Genomic DNA, 15571 nt, shown 5'->3' on the forward strand with positions numbered 1-15571 from the left:
GCACGGCATGGCGAATCACCGGCGGATCCAGCCCTCAGCGAAGGCACGGACACCGGTCCTCAGGGGCGCGGCGTGGGCAGCGTCCGTGCCAGGCGGGACGGTTCGATCATGTGGCCCAAGCGGTGCGGGTAGCGGACCCTGAGTACTGCTGCCGCCGGAGTCGCGGATGCCTGGAGCAGCAGCGCCGATGCCAGCCGACTTGGTTGGCAGTCGCCAAGTTGCCCCCCACCGTCGAACGCCGGGCCCTCCGGAGTTTCCGTCGCCCCGTATCCGACGACGGGTGTCACCTGGTGGTCGGCCCGGGCCGAGTCGGCGTAGAGCGCCAGCTCGGCCGGGGCCGTCACGCGTTCACGCAGCATGACGACATAGGCGCTCCTCAACCGGCCTTGGTGACCAGCTCGATCACGGCGTCGGCTGCGGGGGCCGAAGAGGCCGGGTTCTGCCCGGTGATCAGCAGACCGTCCGTGAGGACATAGGGCTGCCAGTCGTCAGTCTTGGAGTAGATGCCGCCGAGGTTCGTGAGTTCGTCCTCGACCAGGAAGGGGACGACGTCGGTGAGCTGGACGGCCTCCTCCTCGGTGTTGGCGAATCCGGTGACCTTCTTGCCCGCGACCAGGGGGGTTCCGTCCTCGTTGACCGTGTGCCGGAGGACACCGGGTGCGTGGCAGACCAGTCCGACCGGCTTGCCCGAGCGCAGGGTGGTCTCGATCAGCCGCGCGGAGTTGGCGTCCTCGGCCAGGTCCCACAGCGGTCCGTGCCCGCCGGGGTAGAAGACCGTGTCGAAGTCGTCGGCCGAGACGGAGTCGAGGCGCACGGTGTTCGCCAGTGGTTTCGTCGCCTCCGCGTCGGCCTCGAAGCGCCGGGTGTCGTCGGTCTGGAAGCCGGGCTCGTTGCTCTTGGGGTCCAGCGGCGGCTGACCGCCCTTCGGTGAGGCGAGCGTGATCTCCCAGCCGGCCTCCTTGAAGCGGTAGTACGGCGCCGCGAGCTCCTCCAGCCAGAACCCGGTCTTGACGCCGGTGTCGCCCAGCTCGTCGTGCGAGGTGAGAACGATCAAAACCTTCATGACACACTCCTGGGTGAGTAGACCAGTCTACTTTTGATTGAGTGAAAGGACCCCCCATGACCGGACCAGTCATGGGGTGCGGGTCTTCTACAGGTGCAGAAGCCCGCGCGTCACCGTCGTGACGGTGTCGAGCGGGGCCAGGTTGCGATGGATCTTCGCCATGATGCTCGCGCCGAGCCACATGTCGTACAGGGCCTGCGCGACATCGCGGGCCTCGCCGTCGACAGAGAGGGAGCCGTCCTCCAGGCCGCTCGTGATCGTGCTCTCGATGCGGTCGACGACTGCGCTCGTACCTTCCTTCAGGGCCAGGCGCATCGACTCGGACAGGTCCGCGACCTCGGCGCCGAGCTTCACGGCCAGGCACCTGCCCTGGCACTCCTCGAGGCTCTGCGTCTCGCGCCACTGCTGCCAGTAGGCCATCAGCCGCTCGGCCGCCGACCGACCGGAGCCGGCGAGAACACGGTCCATGTCCGTGAGGTAGTCCGCGAAATAGCTCTTCAGGATCGCTTCACCGAAGGCGTCCTTCGAGGCGAAGTAGTGGTAGAAGGACCCCTTCGGCACGCCGGCCTCCGCGAGCACCTCGTTGATACCGACAGCCGAATAACCCTTGTGGGCCATGATCCGCTGGGCGGTGTCGAGGATGATCCGACGGGTGTCCTTGGTGCGCGTGGTGACCGGCATGCGTTGAACCGTAGCACCCGAGTAGACCAGTCGTCTAGAACAGGGGTGGGGCAGCGGGCGAGCACCGACAGCCGGTGCGACCCGCGGTCCCGGTCCCGGTCCGAGGCGATCGGCAGGCCCGAAGCGCGAGCCATGTGCAGATCGGTCATTCCGATCTTGCCCGACCGGAGCGGCGCCTTCCCTTGTTCAGTTCTCGCCGAGTACGCCACCCGCATCGTACGAAGGGGCGTACGTCGGCTCGAAGCCGGTCAGCGCTCGGTCGCGGAACTCCCGTGGCGTCACCCCGTAGGCCGCCTTGAACGCCCGGCTGAAGTGCCGGCTGTCGAGCAGGCCCCAGCGTGAGGCGATCAGGGAGATCGTCTGGTCCTTGCCCTGCGCCCCGGACAGTTCGCGTGCGCATCGTTCCAGGCGGCGCTCCCGGATCCAGCCGGACACCGTGGCCCCCTCGGCCGCGAACAGCTTGAAGAGGTAACGGCGGGAGATTCCGTGCGCGGCCGCGATGGCATCCGGTGTGAGGCCGGGGTTGGAGAGGTTGCGCTCGATGTAGTCGCGGATGCGCAGCACCATCGCCTGGTGCGGTGCCGTGGGTGCCGCGCGGTCGAGCCGTTCGGCGACAAGGGCGGTGACCAGGGAGACCGTGCCGTCCATCAGGCGTCCGGCGACCGCGCCGGTGCACACGGCGCTCTGGTCGACGAGCGAGCGGAGGTATGGCCCGACGACCGGTGCGACGCCTTCGTCGCCGGCGAGGCGCCGGGCGTACAGCGGGCGCAGGGCGTCCGGCCGCACCGGCAGCATCGGGCGCGGAAGCATCATCAGCACGGTACGGAAGTCGTTCTCGTACGTGAACGTGTACGGCCGTGAGGCGTCGAAGATGGCGATGTCGCCCGGCGCGAGGCGGTCGCGGTTGCCGTCCTGTTCGATCAGGGCGGTGCCGGTGACCTGGAGGGCCACCTTGTAGCAGTCCTCGCTGTCCCGCGCGGCGAGGACCGACGTGCGGCGGACGGCGATGGGGCCGGCGTTGATGGCGGTCAACTGCAGGAGCCCGATCGTGCCGGACGTGGCGTTCCCGTGGAAGGGCCGCGGCGACGTGGGGCGGGAGTCCAGGGCGACGAACATCTTGGCCATCTCGTCGGCCCAGTGGTCGAAGCGCTCCGTCGGGGAGACGCTCTCCGTGGTCACGACAGTCTGCATCGCTGCGCTCCGCCTGTTCGAGATCTGGCGTTCACGATAGCCCCGCGTCACCTTCGGGGGAATAGTTGAATTTTTCAAGAACTCCTCATGCATCCAGTGGCGGAAACGAGTGCACCCAATGACACCCACCCCGACTGCTGTCGGGGCCACATTGCTGGTCACCACTCTGCGAAGGAGCATCCCGATGTACAAGAGCACCGTCGACGCCGAAGACTTCCAGCCGTACGGTGAGGGTGATCAGCAGGCAGGCGACGTGCACTGGATCCGCGAGGGCGTGTCCGGGATCTGGCGCGTGACGACCGGCCAGCTCCCCGAGCGCGCGCCGTACGAGTTCCATGAGCAGGAGACGATCCAGGTCCTGGAGGGTTCGGTCCGCATCGTCACGGAGGACGGCGACGACGTGGCGCTGAAGCCCGGGGACGTCGCCTACTTCCCGCAGGGTACGAAGTCCGTCTGGCACTTCGAGTTCCCGTTCCGCAAGTTCTTCGTCCACGCCTGAGCCCATATCCCCGTTTCACCTGCATGCAAGGAGAGTCATGACCGAGCGTTATGACGTGATCGTCATCGGGGCGGGCTTCGCGGGGCTGGCGGCGGCACGCGAGCTGCGGCACAAGGGCGCGTCCGTCCTGGTCGTCGAGGCCCGCGACCGCGTGGACGGCCGCACCTGGACGGACCACCGGCTGGGCCGGGACCTGGAGCTCGGGGGCACCTGGGTGCACTGGGCGCAGCCCCACGTGTGGGCCGAGGTCCAGCGCTACGGACTGGAGATCATCGCCAGCCCGACCCCACAGCGGGCCGTCTGGCGGGCCGGTGGCCAACGGCACGAGGGCACGCCCGACGATCTCTTCGGCCTCCTCGACGAGGGCATGGCACGCTCCCTGGAAGACGCCCGTCAGTGGTTCGAGCGGCCGTACGAGCCGCTTGCCTGCGCGGGTCCGGACCTGGAGAAACTCGACGGCCGGTCCATCAGCGACCGCATCGACGAGCTGAACCTGCCGCCCGTCGAGGACGAGCTGGTCCGAGGCATGTGGACGCTGAATTTCAACGGGCCGATCGAACGCGGCGCGGTGACCCAGGCACTGCGCTGGTGTGCGGCCGCGTCCGGCAGCTGGCAGCTGCTGTTCGAGGCGTGCGGCACCTACAAGCTGCGGGCCGGAACACGGGCGCTGGCCGAGGCCATGGCCGCCGACGTCGACGCGGAGATCCGGCTGAACACGACGGTGACCCGAATCGAGCAGGACGCCGATGGAGTCGTCGTACACACCTCCTCCGGCACCTCCCTGACCGCCGCCGATGTCGTGGTCACCCTTCCTCAGAACATCCTCGGCTCCGTGGAGTTCGAGCCCGCCCTGTCGTCGGTCAAACAACTCGCCGCCGAGGAGGGGCAGACGTCGGAGGGCGTGAAGCTCTGGATCCGCGTGCGGGGAGAAGCGCGGCCGTTCGTCTTCTTCGGCGGCCCCGACGAACCTCTCACCTACGGCCAGGCCGAGTACACCGTGGACGGCGACACACTCCTGGTCGCCTTCGGACCCCAGGCGTCCCGGCTCGACGTGGCCGACCGTTCGGCCGTCACTGAGGCGCTGCACCGCTATGTGCCCGAGTTCGACATCGTCGACGTCGCATGGCACGACTGGACCGGCGACCCGCTGAGCGGCGAGACCTGGGGGATGCAGCGCCCCGGCCAGCTGACGAAGTGCCTGCACGACCTCCAGACGCCCGAAGACCACGTCCACCTGGCGGGCTCCGACTACGCCACCGGCTGGGCCGGCTTCATCGACGGAGCCATCGAAAGCGGCGTCAAGGCTGCACGGAGGATCACCGCGCAACGCTGACAGGTCGCGGTCCACCACTCGGTTTCCGGACGCGACATCGCGTCCGGCGGCCTTCTCCGCTCTCGTCATCGGCGCACCCGGATTCCAGGAACCCCTCCCCCACGGTTCCCGATCCGCGCGCCGGCGGCCGGCGTCGACGCCGGCCGACACCCACCCCGGGAGATACGACGGCCCGCACACGTCGCGCCCGGAACTCGTCCCTTCCCTCAGGGAGTTCCCATGACCGAGCAGTCCCCAAGCCCGGGGCACAACACCGACCTTCGCCGCGGGGCGATCGGCGTCACCGGCATCCTCTTCTTCGTCCTGTCGGCGCAGGCCCCCCTGACGGGCATCGCCGGCACGCTGCCCGTCCCCCTGGGGCTCGGCAACGGCGGCGGGGCTCCCGCCGCCTACCTGCTGGTCGGCGTCATGATCAGCCTGTTCGCGGTCGGTTTCATCGCCATGAGCCGTCACATCACCGACGCGGGCGCCTTCTACGCCTATGTCTCCCGGGGCCTCGGCCGCCCCGTCGGGGTGGGCGCCTCCCAGGTCGCCATCCTCTGTTACAGCGCGACCCAGGCCGGCATGTACGGCCTGTACGGCGTCGTCGTGAAGGGGCTCTTCCAGCAGTACGCCTCCGTCGACCTGCCCTGGTGGTTCTGGGCGCTGGCCACGATGGTCCTGGTAGAGCTGCTGGGGTCGCTGAACATCGAGTTCGGCGCCAAGCTGCTGGCGGTCCTCGTCATGGCCGAGATATCACTGCTCCTGCTCTTTGCCGTGTACGAGCTGTTCACCGGCGGCGGCCCACACGGGCTCGACCCACAGGACTCGTTCAGCACCACCGCCTTCTTCGTAGGTGCGCCGGGCGTCGCCCTGACCTTCGCCATCGCCTCGATGTTCGGCTTCGAGTCCACGGCCATCTACTCCAAGGAGGCCAAGGACCCGGCTCGCACCGTCCCCCGGGCGACCTACCTGTCCGTGGGGCTGATCTCGGTGTTCTTCGCCTTCGTTTCCTGGATGTTCGTCAGCTACTACGGCGCCGACAGGGTGCAGGGCGTGGCGCTGAAGGCTCTGCAGAGCGGTGACGCCACCTCGGTGGTGTTCGCCCCGATCACGGGCACGCTCGGCAGCTGGGCCACGGACGTCATGGGCTTCCTGCTCGCCACGTCCCTGCTGGCCGGCATCCTCGCCTTCCACAACGGCATCAACCGCTACTTCCACTCCCTGGGCACCACGGGAGTCCTGCCCGCCTGGCTGTCCCGGACGAACCGCCAGGGCGCGCCGTACACAGCCAGCCTGGTCCAGACCGCGGTCACCGTCTGCCTGGTCAGCCCGTTCGCGCTCACCGGCCAGGACCCGGTCCTCACCCTGCTGACCTGGGGTGGCGGCGTCGCGGTACTCGCTCTGATGCTCCTGTACGTCCTCACGTCCGTCTCCGTGATCACGTTCTTCCGCAGGACCCGCCTCGACACCCGCCCGTGGAACACGCTGATCGCGCCGGTCGCCTCGGTGGTCCTGCTCCTCGGCGCCACCGCGCTGGCCCTGAACAACTTCACCATCCTCATCGGGGCCTCGGGCACGACCGCCCTGATGCTCGAACTGTTCGTCGCCGTGGTGTTCGCCGGCGGTGTCGCGCTCGGCTACGCGCGCCGGGCTGACATGACGGCGACAACGTGGACCACGACGGAGGCGGATGCGGAGGAGGCGTCGGCCAACGCCTGACCCGCAGGACATGTGAGGGGAGACATGACGGTTCGCGGGCGTCGGGGAGCCGAAGGACTCACCGTCCGGGATGAGCTCGTCGCCCAGGCAGCGGCGCCGACGCCGGGGCCGGGTGCGCACCGCACCCGTTCGCGGCGTCGGCGGCACGATCGCGCTCACAAGGCGGCAGCGACCGCAGACAGCAGGCGCCAGAGCCGGGTGTGGGGTGTGGGGTCGAGGACCGCCCGTGTGGTGAGGAAGGCGAAGGCGATGCCCGACTCCGGGTGGGCGAAGGCGATGTGCCCGCCCAGGCCGTCGGCGCCGAAGGAGCCCGGGCCCAGCATGGGCTGGCGGGGACTGGAGAGCGCGAAGACGGTGCCGAAGCGGGTGGGCTGGTCGGCCAGGACCTCGTCCGGCCCGTGGACGACTTCACGCCGGACCTTGTCCACGGCCGTCATCGATATCGAGCGCAGTGGTCCGTCGACGGCGGACGAGTAGAGGCGGGCCAGCGACCGGGCGTCGAAGACACCGTTGCCGGCCGGGATCTCCGGCACCCACAGCGCGGGATCGGCGAACAGGTCGGCCGAGATCTCGGGATTGTGGAAGGCCGCGCGGGTCGCGCTGTCCGCGGTGGCGTCGGCGACCGCCATGCACGCGCCGATGCCCGGGGTCGGCGCGGCCGGCCGGTAGCGGACCACGCGGTCGGCGTGCTCCGTGGGCAGCCCTATCCATGCCTGAAGCGTGCCGTCGGGATCGAAGCGCTCCCGCAGCAGGGTTCCCACCGTGCGTCCGGTCGCCCGGCGGATCACCTCCCCCACCAGGTAGCCCAGGGTCAGGGGGTGATAGCCGTGCCGTTCGCCCGGCGGCCACGCGGGCGCCTGCGCCGCCAGCCGCTTGACACAGCCGTCCCAGTCGGCCAGGTCGGACGCGGTCACGGGTTCCTCGAAGGCGCTCAACCCGGCCTGGTGCGAGGCCAGTTCCCGCACACGGATGTCGCCCTTGCCGGCCGCGGCGAACTCGGGCCAGTACCGTGACACCGGGGCGTCGAGGTCGACCTGCCCGGTGTCGACCAGGTGCGCGAGCACGAGACCCATCACCCCCTTGGTCACGGAGTAGCCGACGTGCAGGGCGTCCTGTGGATAAGGCATCCCGCTCTCGTCCCGTTCGCCGCCCCACAGGTCCACGACGAGCCGGCCGTGCCGGTAGACGGCCACGGAGGCGCCGAAGTCGTCGCCGTTGCGGAGGTTGCTCTCGAACGCCTCCCGTACACCCGCGAACTGCGGTTCCGTGTGGCCGGACACACCGGTCGAACCGCGGTGAGTGGTGGTCATGTCTGCTGGCGCTCCAGTTCTTCCATGGCCGTGCCGCCCGCCATCAGGTCGATGACCTCAGCGGGTTCCTTCTCGCCCCGGCCGAAGGAGGCGGCGAGGCGGCCGTGCGCGATGACCGCGAAGTGGTCACCGACGCGCAGCGCATGGTGCGCCTGATGGGTGATCAGGACGACACCGATGCCCCGGTCCCTGGCCTTCTCCACCGCTTGCAGCACGGTCTCGGCCTCGCGGACGCCCAGCGCGGATGTGGGCTCGTCCAGGATCAGCACGCGTGCGCCGAAGTGCAGGGCGCGGGCGATGACAAGGGCCTGCCGCTCGCCGCCGGACATGGTGCCCACCAACTGGTCGGCGTCCCGGATCCGGCGGATGCCCAACTCCTGGATTTCCCGCAGCGCGATCTGCCCGGCGGTGGCGGCGTCGTAGCGGCGGAAGGGGCCCCGGCCCTTGGTGGGTTCGGCACCGAGGAAGAAGTTGCGGGCGACGCTCATCAACGGCACGGTGCCGGCGCCCTGGTGCACGGTCGCGATGCCGCGGTCCAGCGCGTCGCGGGGCCCGCCGAGTGCGGCCGGCTCACCGTCGATGAGCATGGTGCCCTCGGTCGGTGCGTACACCCCGGAGAGGATCTTGATGAGCGTGGACTTGCCCGCGCCGTTGTGGCCGAGCAGGCACAGCACTTCACCGGCGCGGACGGTCAGGGAGACGTCCGCGACGGCGGTCACGCCGGTGAACCGCTTGGTGACGTCCCGCAGTTCGATGAGCGGATGCGTGGTGGTCGTTGTGGTGGTCATCAGGGTCACCTGCCGCCGAGTGCGAGCTTGCGGAAGTAGTTGTTGGCCAGGACGGCGACCAGCAGCAGGGCGCCGAGGAACAGCTGGGCGTAGTCGGTGTTCCAGCCGGTGTAGAAGATGCCGAGGCTGACGATCCCGTACGTCGCCGTGCCCAGCAGGACGCCGATCGCCGAGCCGTAGCCGCCCTGCAGCAGCACTCCGCCGATGACGGCGGCGATCACGCCGTTGAAGATGAAGCTGCTGCCGCGGGTCACGTCGCCGCCGCTGTAGGAGATCGTCTGCAGGACACCGACGAGCGCGGCGCCCGCCGAAGTCGCCATGAACAGCCCGATCTTGACGCGGGCGGTGGGGACTCCGGCGTCCCGGGCGACGTCGGGGGCTCCGCCGGTGGCGTAGATCCAGCTTCCGGTACGGGTACGGGTCAGTACCCACCAGGCGAGCACCGTGATGGCCAGCCACCACACGATGGACACCTGGAACTGCCCCTCCTTGGAGCCGAACACGGCCTGGACGCTCGGTTCCGGCGTCAGCGTCACCGCCGTACTCCCGGACAGGGCACGGCTGATGCCGAGCGCACCGCCGCCGACCACCAGCGAACTGGCCAGGGTGACAATGAAGGAGGGCAGCTTGGTGCGGGTGGCGACGACACCGTTGACCAGCCCGACGAGCAGACCGAAGCCCAGGGCCAGCGGGATCGAGACCCACTGCGGCATGGTGTACGTACCGCTGCCGATGGCGACGATGACCGAGGTGGCGCCCACCGTGGAGCCGATCGACAGATCGAACTCCCCGGCGATGAGGAGCAGGGCGACGGGCGTCGCCACCACACCGAGTTCTGCGGCCGTGTCCAGCCAGCTCGCGGTGCCCGCGACGCTGGTGAAACCGGCGTCCGAGGCGGTCACCACGAAGAAGAGGTACACGGCTACGGCGCCGATCAGCGCACCGAACTCCGGGCGCCGCACGGTGCGTGCGAGCAGTGAGGGCTCCTGCTGTTCGCCGGCTTTCTCCGGCAGCGCGGGGGCGGCCTGCGCGGCTTGGTTGAGGGACATGCGGTTTCTCTCCCGGTCTGGGGGTTCGGATGGGTGTCAGGAGGCGCCGCGGATGCCCTGGTACTGCTGGTTGATCTTCAGCACGGACGCCGCGTTGGACTTGTCGATGACCTGCGGACCCGTGAGCACGGCGTCGGCGGGTGCGAGCCCGTACAGCGCGTACTGCTTGGCGATGAGCACGCCGTAGTAGGTCTGGAGGTACGGCTGCTGGTCGATGGCGTACGCGATCTTGCCGGACTTGACGTCCTGCAGCGCCTTGGTGGAGATGTCACCGCTGCCGATGCTGATCCTGCGGTTGAGGTTGCCCGCCGCGGCGAGCGCGTCCTCGGCGATCGCCGCACCCGTGGTGAAGACGCCGTCGATGCTCTTGTCCGCCTGGAGCGCGCCCGCGACGGTCTGCGTGACCTTGGTGGGGTTGGTGGAGTCCTGGTAGGGAAGGCGCAGCGAACTCGCTGTTCCTCCGCCCTTCTTGATCGCGTCGATGAAGCCCTGGCAGAGCTGCTCCAGCGCGGGGTTGCCCGGCACGGAGTTGACGCAGAGACCCTTCTTCACGCCGCGGGCGAGCATCTCGGCGCCCGACTTGGCACCCGCGATGGAGGGGTCCAGGCCGACGAAGGACAGGGCACCGAGCTGCTTCCAGTCCGTCTGGCCGGAGTTGATGACGACGACCGGGATGCCGGCCTTGATCGCCGCCTTGATCTCCGGGTTCTGCGCCTCGGGGAAGAAGTTGCCGACGACGATCGCGTCGGGCTTCTTCGCGATGGCGGCCTGCATGAGCTTGGCGAGCGTCGGGCCGGAGGCGTCCGTCGAGGTCGGGCTGAGGTACGAGGTGGAGACGTTCAGTTCCCGGCCGGCCGCGTCGGATCCGCTCTTCATCGCGCCGAAGAACGGGTCGCTGAGCGGACCGGAGACGACCACGACGGAGACCTTCCTGCCCGATGCCGTACCGGAGCCGCCGCCGTCGCTGGCGTCGGTGCGCTTGGAGCAGCCGGCCGTGACGGCCGTGGTGGCGACCACGGTGGCGATCAGGACGAGACGGGATCTGCGGAAGCGGGGCATGGGAGCTCCTCTGGGTGCGGTTGGGCGACGGGGTTCCGCCGCTGTCAGGAGGCGGCGGAACTCCGGTAAGAGGGGGCGGAGTTGGGGGGCAGCCGTGGGACCGTCACCGCCGGTGGCCCCTTGGCCGCCCTCGGCCGAGCATGGAGGCGGACGCCTTCTGGGCTGGGCTGCGAATGTGATCGCCGAGGGTTGCCGCTTCCGCTCGCTGAGGAGAGCGGAACGAGATAGGAGCGGACAACGAGACGTCAAGGTCGGCGGGGCTTGCTCCGGTCGGCGGGACCGTCAGTCCGGGCACTGCCGGGAAGTGGGGCCATGTACGCGGGTGTTCACCGCCCGCGCCGCTGAGTACAGGCAGCGGCCTACATGCCGAGCGTGGCGGTGCCCGCTGCCCAGCGGCTCAGCCGATCGGCTGCCTCCCGCACCATGCGGCGCACGATGTCACCTGCGGGCAGGATCTCGTGGACCCGGCCGACCGCCTCACCGACGATCATGTTCGCTATGTCGAAGTCCTGCTCCGCCACGCCGGTGTGAAACTCCGTCACGGCCTCGGGGACACGGGCGGCCAGGTCTGCCTCACGCCCGTGCCAGCGGTTGATGAACTGGTTGCGCAGCAGACGCGCGTTGTAGTCCGCCGGCCACGGGTACTGGCGGACGATGTCGTAGACAGTCGTGCGGATGGTGTCGTCGCCGGTGGCCCCTACGGCACGGGCGTGGGCGAGCGGAGAGACCGCGGCCTCCTCGGTCGCCCAGAATCGGGTGCCGACGAGCACGCCGTCCGCTCCGAGCGAGAGCGCCGCGGCCAGCCCGCGCCCGTCTGCCACACCGCCCGCCGCGACGAGGAGAGTTTCCGGGGAACGTGCCGCGATGAGGTCCGCGATGTCGGGTACGAGGGTGAAGGTCGACCGGGATCCGACGCCGTGGCCGCCGGCCTCACCCCCCTGCCCGACGATCACGTCTGCTCCCGCGTCGAGGGCCTGGCGGGCCTGGTCGAGCGTGTGCACCTGGCACAGGAGCGGCACGTCGGCGGCGCGGACGCGCTCGGCGAAGGGGGCCGGATCGCCGAAGGACAGCATGACCGCGGTGGGCTCATGCTCAAGGGCGATGTCGAGGAGGTCGGGATCGCGGGCGAGGCTCCACGTGATGAAGCCGCAACCCACGCGGGCGCTGTTCACCGCGGCGAGCTCCCGCTTCAGCCATTCCCTGTCACCGTAGCCGCCGCCGATCATGCCGAGGCCGCCCGCGGCGGCCACCGCGGAGGCGAGCCGGCTACCGGACACCAGGTCCATGGGTGCGAGCACGACGGGGTGTTCGATATCGAAGGCTTGAGTGAGCCGGGTGTTCAACAAGACGAAGTCCCCTCGATCCGGGCAACCGCCCGCGTGTACTCGCGGCGGGCGGCGCGGCGTTAGGAGGACAGTAGGTTCACCGAGAGTTCAGATCCAACGACTGCTTGCGATGGGAGTCATCGCTGACAGAGAACTCTCTCAGGACGGCTCGACAGAGGCCTGAGAGCTAGCTGGTGGCGGCCGCTGAGGCCGGGCCGACCACGCGCAGCACCGGTGGAGTCCGGTCGACGGCCTGCACCTGGCTGAAGAAACGCAGCAGAGCCGCTGAGGGCGGTACGTCGGCCCGCCGGATGAACACGGTCTCGCACCGTGCCTCGTCCTCCGGCAGCTCATGGACACGCAACTGCTCGCGCCCACCGTATTGCTCGACGGCGACCGATGACATCAGGGTGACGCCCATACCCGCGCTGACGCAGCCGAGGATTCCCTCCACCGTTCCCAGCTCCGTACAGCGCACGCCGATCGCGCCACGGGCGTGGAGGATGCTCTCCAGTCGGCGGCGGTAGGCACAGCCCGCCCGGAAGACCAGGATCTTCGGATCGCGCAACACGCTCTCCAGGTCCGTCACCCGTCGCGCCGTGACGAGCACGAGACGTTCGACGATGACAGAGGTCTCGACCAAGTCCGGTTGCTGTACCGGCCCGGCGACCAGGGCGGCGTCGAGACGATATTCGAGGACGTCCCGGATGAGCTGCTCGGTCGGCCCCGTGACCAATGAGAAATCCACCTGAGGACAGTCCTCGGTGAAGGCCGCCATGACTGCGGGCAGCCGCATGCCCGCAGTGGTCTCCATCGCACCGATCCGCAGCGGCCCGCACGGATCGCTCTCGTCCCCGATGACATGGAGCGCTTCCTCGACGAGCCTGCTGATGCGCTCCGCGTAGGGCAGCAACTGCTCGCCCACGTTCGTCAGCGCGACGCCGCGCGCATGCCTGCGGAACAGGGGCGCGCCGAGTTCCTTCTCCAGGGCGTGGACACGGGCGCTGACATTGGACTGCACGGTGTGCAGCTCCTGCGCCGCCCTGGTGATGCCCTTCGTGCGCGCTACGGTCAGGAATATCCGCAGGTCGGAAACTTCCACGTGGACCTCCACAGGGACGCGGGTGGCTGGAGCATACCTTCAGCCGACCAGGACCTGGCCTGGCTCCGGTCGCCGGTGGCACGGTGGTCGTGGCGCTGTGCTGCCACCGGTGCGGGGGTGGATTCCTCGGCGGGGGCGCCCCGGCCGCGCCGGCTCACCGTTCGACGAAGAAGGCGAGATGGATCTGGTCCGGGCGGAGCAGGCCGTCACGGACCGCGAGGGCGGTGGCTTCGGCGCGGGAGGCGGCGCCGGTCTTGCGCAGCAGGTGCTCGATGTGGCTGTGCACGGTGCGCGGAGAGAGATAGAGCGCCTGCGCTATGGCCTGGTTGGTCTGTCCGGTCGCCGCCCGGGTGAGTACTTCCAGCTCTCGGGCGCTGAGGCCGTACGGCATTTCGGTGGGTGTCTCGTGCACCAGCACCGTGTCCGCCGCGAGTCCCGCATCCGGGCGGTGCCGGTGGAGGGTGACGCGGTACCAGGCGCCGCCGGCCGGCCACAGCAAGCGCAGCCGGCGGCCGCCCGTGCCGGCGAAGACTCGGATCAGACCCTGGAATTCCTCGTCCTGCAGCGCCCGGACCCGGTCGCGCCCAGGCAGGTCGATCGCTTTGCCGGCGGTCACGAGGCTTGCCGCGCCGTGTTCCGACAGGCGGTGCACATCGGCGGCGCGCGCCACCGGGTCGGCGAGTGCCGCGAGGGCCGGGATGACGGAGGCGAGCAGCCGACGCGCCTCCCCGTCGTAGGCGTCGGCGCTCTCCGTGCTCAGATGAACCAGGCCGACAAGGCGGTCGCGGTGCCGCAGCGCGCCGGTGACTCCGTCGCGGAAGCCGGCGGGGCGGACCCGCTCGGCGTAGAACCAGCCTTGGCGGAAACGGGGGCCGGGTTGCTCCGGGTCCTCGATGTCCTCGGAGATGGACGGCGGCAGCTCCTGTCCCACGACGTTGCGATACCACGGTGTCGTGACGAACTCGGCGGCCAGTGCTCGGGAGATCTCGGCGGTGTAGCCGATGCCGGCGACCTGAACGTGGGTCCGGGTCAGCGGGTCGATCGTGAGCAGCGTCGCGGCGTCGAGCGGCAGGGCGCGGGAGAGTTCGCGCAGCGCCTGGTCGCAGGCGGCCGCTGTGTCGGGCTCGCGGGTGAGCATGCCGATACGGGTGGCCGCTGCGATCTGGTGGTGGCTGAGCATGCGGGCCTCCGGAGAGCGACTCAGGACCACGGAGGTCGTTTGGGGCCTAATGAGATATGGGGGTCAACCATAGGGACACGGGCCGCGCCGGGCAAGACGTTCATCGGTTAGGGGCGCCGTGGATCCGTGTGCTTCGCCGGCTCGGTATTTGTACGGATGGTGGAGCGGGACGCCCGGCGGTTTCCTGTTCGGCACTGCCGGACGCCCGTGGTGAGCGGGCCCGTCGCTCGGAGAACCCCGCCATGACCACACGCCGGTCCGTACCCGTTTCCTCGGCCTCGCGCAGACAGTTCCTCGCCTACTCCGGTGCCGCCGTCGCGGCCACCGCGTTCACCGCCGCCGGTTGCTCGGCGCCGCCGAGCACGTCCGCGTCGGCAAAGTCTCCCGGGTCGGCGTCGGCCTCGGCGGGAACCCGCCTGACGAAGATCGGCCTGGACTACCCGTTCACCCAGCTCCCGCTCTACACCACGCTCGTCAAGCTCTCCACCGCCGCCGCGAAGCAGCACGGCATATCCCTGCTGACGACCAGCGACGCGGCCGGCGCCGACACCCAGGCCACCAACCTCAACACCTGGGTCGCCCGCAAGGTGCCCGCGATCGTGTCGTTCCCGATGGTCTTCGAGGCCACCGAGGCGATCGCCAAGTCGGCACTGGACGCCGGGCTGATCTGGGTGACGTACGGCGGCTCGCTGGAGCACCAGAGCGCCGACATCCAGTTCAGTTTCCGCAAGGGCGGCACCCGGCTGGGCGAGGCCGCCGCCAAGTGGGCCGAGGACGCGCTCGGCGGGAAGGGCAAGATCGCCTTCCTCACCGACAGCACCATCGAGCTGGGCCGCGAACGCACCAAGGGCATGATCGACGCGTTCACCAAGGCCGCGCCGGGGGTGGACGTGGTTGCCCAGGAACAGGCCATCGACCCCGACACCGGGCTCGCCAAGGCCCACGCGATCCTCGCCAAGCACCCCGACCTCAACATCATCTTGGGGGTGACCGACGCCGCCGCGTACGGCGGGTTCAAGGCGCTCCAGCAGGCGGGCCGCAAGAACGACGACGCCAGGACCTTCGTCGGCGGGCAGGACGGCGCCGTACCCTCACTGCTCGCCATCAAACAGGGCACCTTCTACCGGGCCTCGGCCGCCCTGGCGCCGAACGACATCGCGAACGCGGTCGTCGATGTGCCGCGCGCGGTCGCCGCGGGCAAGGCGAACCCCAGCGTCCAGGTGCCGATCTCCCTGGTCGGCCACGGTGACACCGCGACGATCGACGACCTGCTCGCCCAGAACGGCTAGG

The 15571-nt window shown here is 69.6% G+C and carries 15 protein-coding genes; 4 read left to right on the plus strand and 11 right to left on the minus strand.

Annotated features, from left to right (window positions below; genetic code table 11):
- Nucleotides 1-59 precede the first annotated feature (59 nt).
- The 4 genes from AB0D85_RS38145 to AB0D85_RS38160 form a co-directional block, all read right to left on the minus strand.
- A complete protein-coding gene (locus AB0D85_RS38145) occupies nucleotides 60-359 on the minus strand; it encodes a hypothetical protein (protein ID WP_362330850.1) in 300 nt (99 codons plus the stop codon).
- 17 nt (nucleotides 360-376) lie between these two features.
- The gene (locus AB0D85_RS38150; protein ID WP_362330854.1) at nucleotides 377-1063 is read right to left on the minus strand and encodes a type 1 glutamine amidotransferase domain-containing protein; all 687 of its coding nucleotides are present in this window, start codon (nucleotides 1061-1063) and stop codon (nucleotides 377-379) included.
- Between the two features lie 87 nt (nucleotides 1064-1150).
- Nucleotides 1151-1744 (minus strand): TetR/AcrR family transcriptional regulator, encoded by a 594-nt coding sequence (locus tag AB0D85_RS38155; RefSeq protein WP_362330857.1) that lies wholly within the window; start codon nucleotides 1742-1744, stop codon nucleotides 1151-1153.
- Nucleotides 1745-1930: 186 nt separating this feature from the next.
- Entirely contained in the window at nucleotides 1931-2935 is a 1005-nt protein-coding gene (locus tag AB0D85_RS38160) for a helix-turn-helix domain-containing protein (RefSeq protein WP_362330860.1), read from the minus strand.
- A 184-nt stretch (nucleotides 2936-3119) separates the two neighbouring features.
- Here AB0D85_RS38160 and AB0D85_RS38165 point away from each other — a divergent pair, with 184 nt between their 5' ends.
- From AB0D85_RS38165 to AB0D85_RS38175, 3 genes are all read left to right on the plus strand, one after another.
- A complete protein-coding gene (locus tag AB0D85_RS38165; RefSeq protein ID WP_362330863.1) occupies nucleotides 3120-3434 on the plus strand; it encodes a cupin domain-containing protein in 315 nt (104 codons plus the stop codon).
- A 37-nt stretch (nucleotides 3435-3471) separates the two neighbouring features.
- Nucleotides 3472-4767 (plus strand): NAD(P)/FAD-dependent oxidoreductase, encoded by a 1296-nt coding sequence (locus AB0D85_RS38170; protein ID WP_362330867.1) that lies wholly within the window; start codon nucleotides 3472-3474, stop codon nucleotides 4765-4767.
- A 219-nt stretch (nucleotides 4768-4986) separates the two neighbouring features.
- A complete protein-coding gene (locus AB0D85_RS38175; protein ID WP_362330870.1) occupies nucleotides 4987-6468 on the plus strand; it encodes an APC family permease in 1482 nt (493 codons plus the stop codon).
- A 155-nt stretch (nucleotides 6469-6623) separates the two neighbouring features.
- On the opposite strand, the gene AB0D85_RS38180 is transcribed toward AB0D85_RS38175, so the two are convergent.
- From AB0D85_RS38180 to AB0D85_RS38210, 7 genes are all read right to left on the minus strand, one after another.
- Entirely contained in the window at nucleotides 6624-7778 is a 1155-nt protein-coding gene (locus AB0D85_RS38180; protein ID WP_362330873.1) for a serine hydrolase domain-containing protein, read from the minus strand.
- On the minus strand, nucleotides 7775-8566 hold the full coding sequence (locus AB0D85_RS38185) for an ATP-binding cassette domain-containing protein (RefSeq protein ID WP_362330876.1): 792 nt from the start codon (nucleotides 8564-8566) through the stop codon (nucleotides 7775-7777). The genes AB0D85_RS38180 and AB0D85_RS38185 overlap by 4 nt, the downstream gene beginning before the upstream one ends.
- Before the next feature lie 5 nt (nucleotides 8567-8571).
- The gene (locus AB0D85_RS38190) at nucleotides 8572-9615 is read right to left on the minus strand and encodes an ABC transporter permease (protein ID WP_362330879.1); all 1044 of its coding nucleotides are present in this window, start codon (nucleotides 9613-9615) and stop codon (nucleotides 8572-8574) included.
- 36 nt (nucleotides 9616-9651) lie between these two features.
- Nucleotides 9652-10674, minus strand: a complete 1023-nt coding sequence (locus tag AB0D85_RS38195; RefSeq protein ID WP_362330882.1) for a sugar ABC transporter substrate-binding protein — start codon at nucleotides 10672-10674, stop codon at nucleotides 9652-9654.
- A 359-nt stretch (nucleotides 10675-11033) separates the two neighbouring features.
- Nucleotides 11034-12020: a nitronate monooxygenase gene (locus AB0D85_RS38200; protein WP_362330885.1), complete on the minus strand. Its 987-nt coding sequence runs from the start codon at nucleotides 12018-12020 to the stop codon at nucleotides 11034-11036.
- Nucleotides 12021-12186: 166 nt separating this feature from the next.
- Nucleotides 12187-13113, minus strand: coding sequence for a LysR substrate-binding domain-containing protein (locus AB0D85_RS38205; RefSeq protein ID WP_362330888.1), 927 nt, complete (start codon nucleotides 13111-13113; stop codon nucleotides 12187-12189).
- A gap of 142 nt (nucleotides 13114-13255) precedes the next feature.
- Nucleotides 13256-14281, minus strand: coding sequence for a LuxR C-terminal-related transcriptional regulator (locus tag AB0D85_RS38210; RefSeq protein ID WP_362330891.1), 1026 nt, complete (start codon nucleotides 14279-14281; stop codon nucleotides 13256-13258).
- Between the two features lie 242 nt (nucleotides 14282-14523).
- On the opposite strand from AB0D85_RS38210, the gene AB0D85_RS38215 reads away from it, so the two are divergent.
- Nucleotides 14524-15570 (plus strand): sugar ABC transporter substrate-binding protein, encoded by a 1047-nt coding sequence (locus tag AB0D85_RS38215; RefSeq protein ID WP_362330894.1) that lies wholly within the window; start codon nucleotides 14524-14526, stop codon nucleotides 15568-15570.
- The last annotated feature ends 1 nt before the right edge of the window (nucleotide 15571 follow it).

Source organism: Streptomyces sp. NPDC048277, assembly GCF_040652235.1.
In the GTDB taxonomy this organism is placed as follows: Bacteria; Actinomycetota; Actinomycetes; order Streptomycetales; family Streptomycetaceae; genus Streptomyces.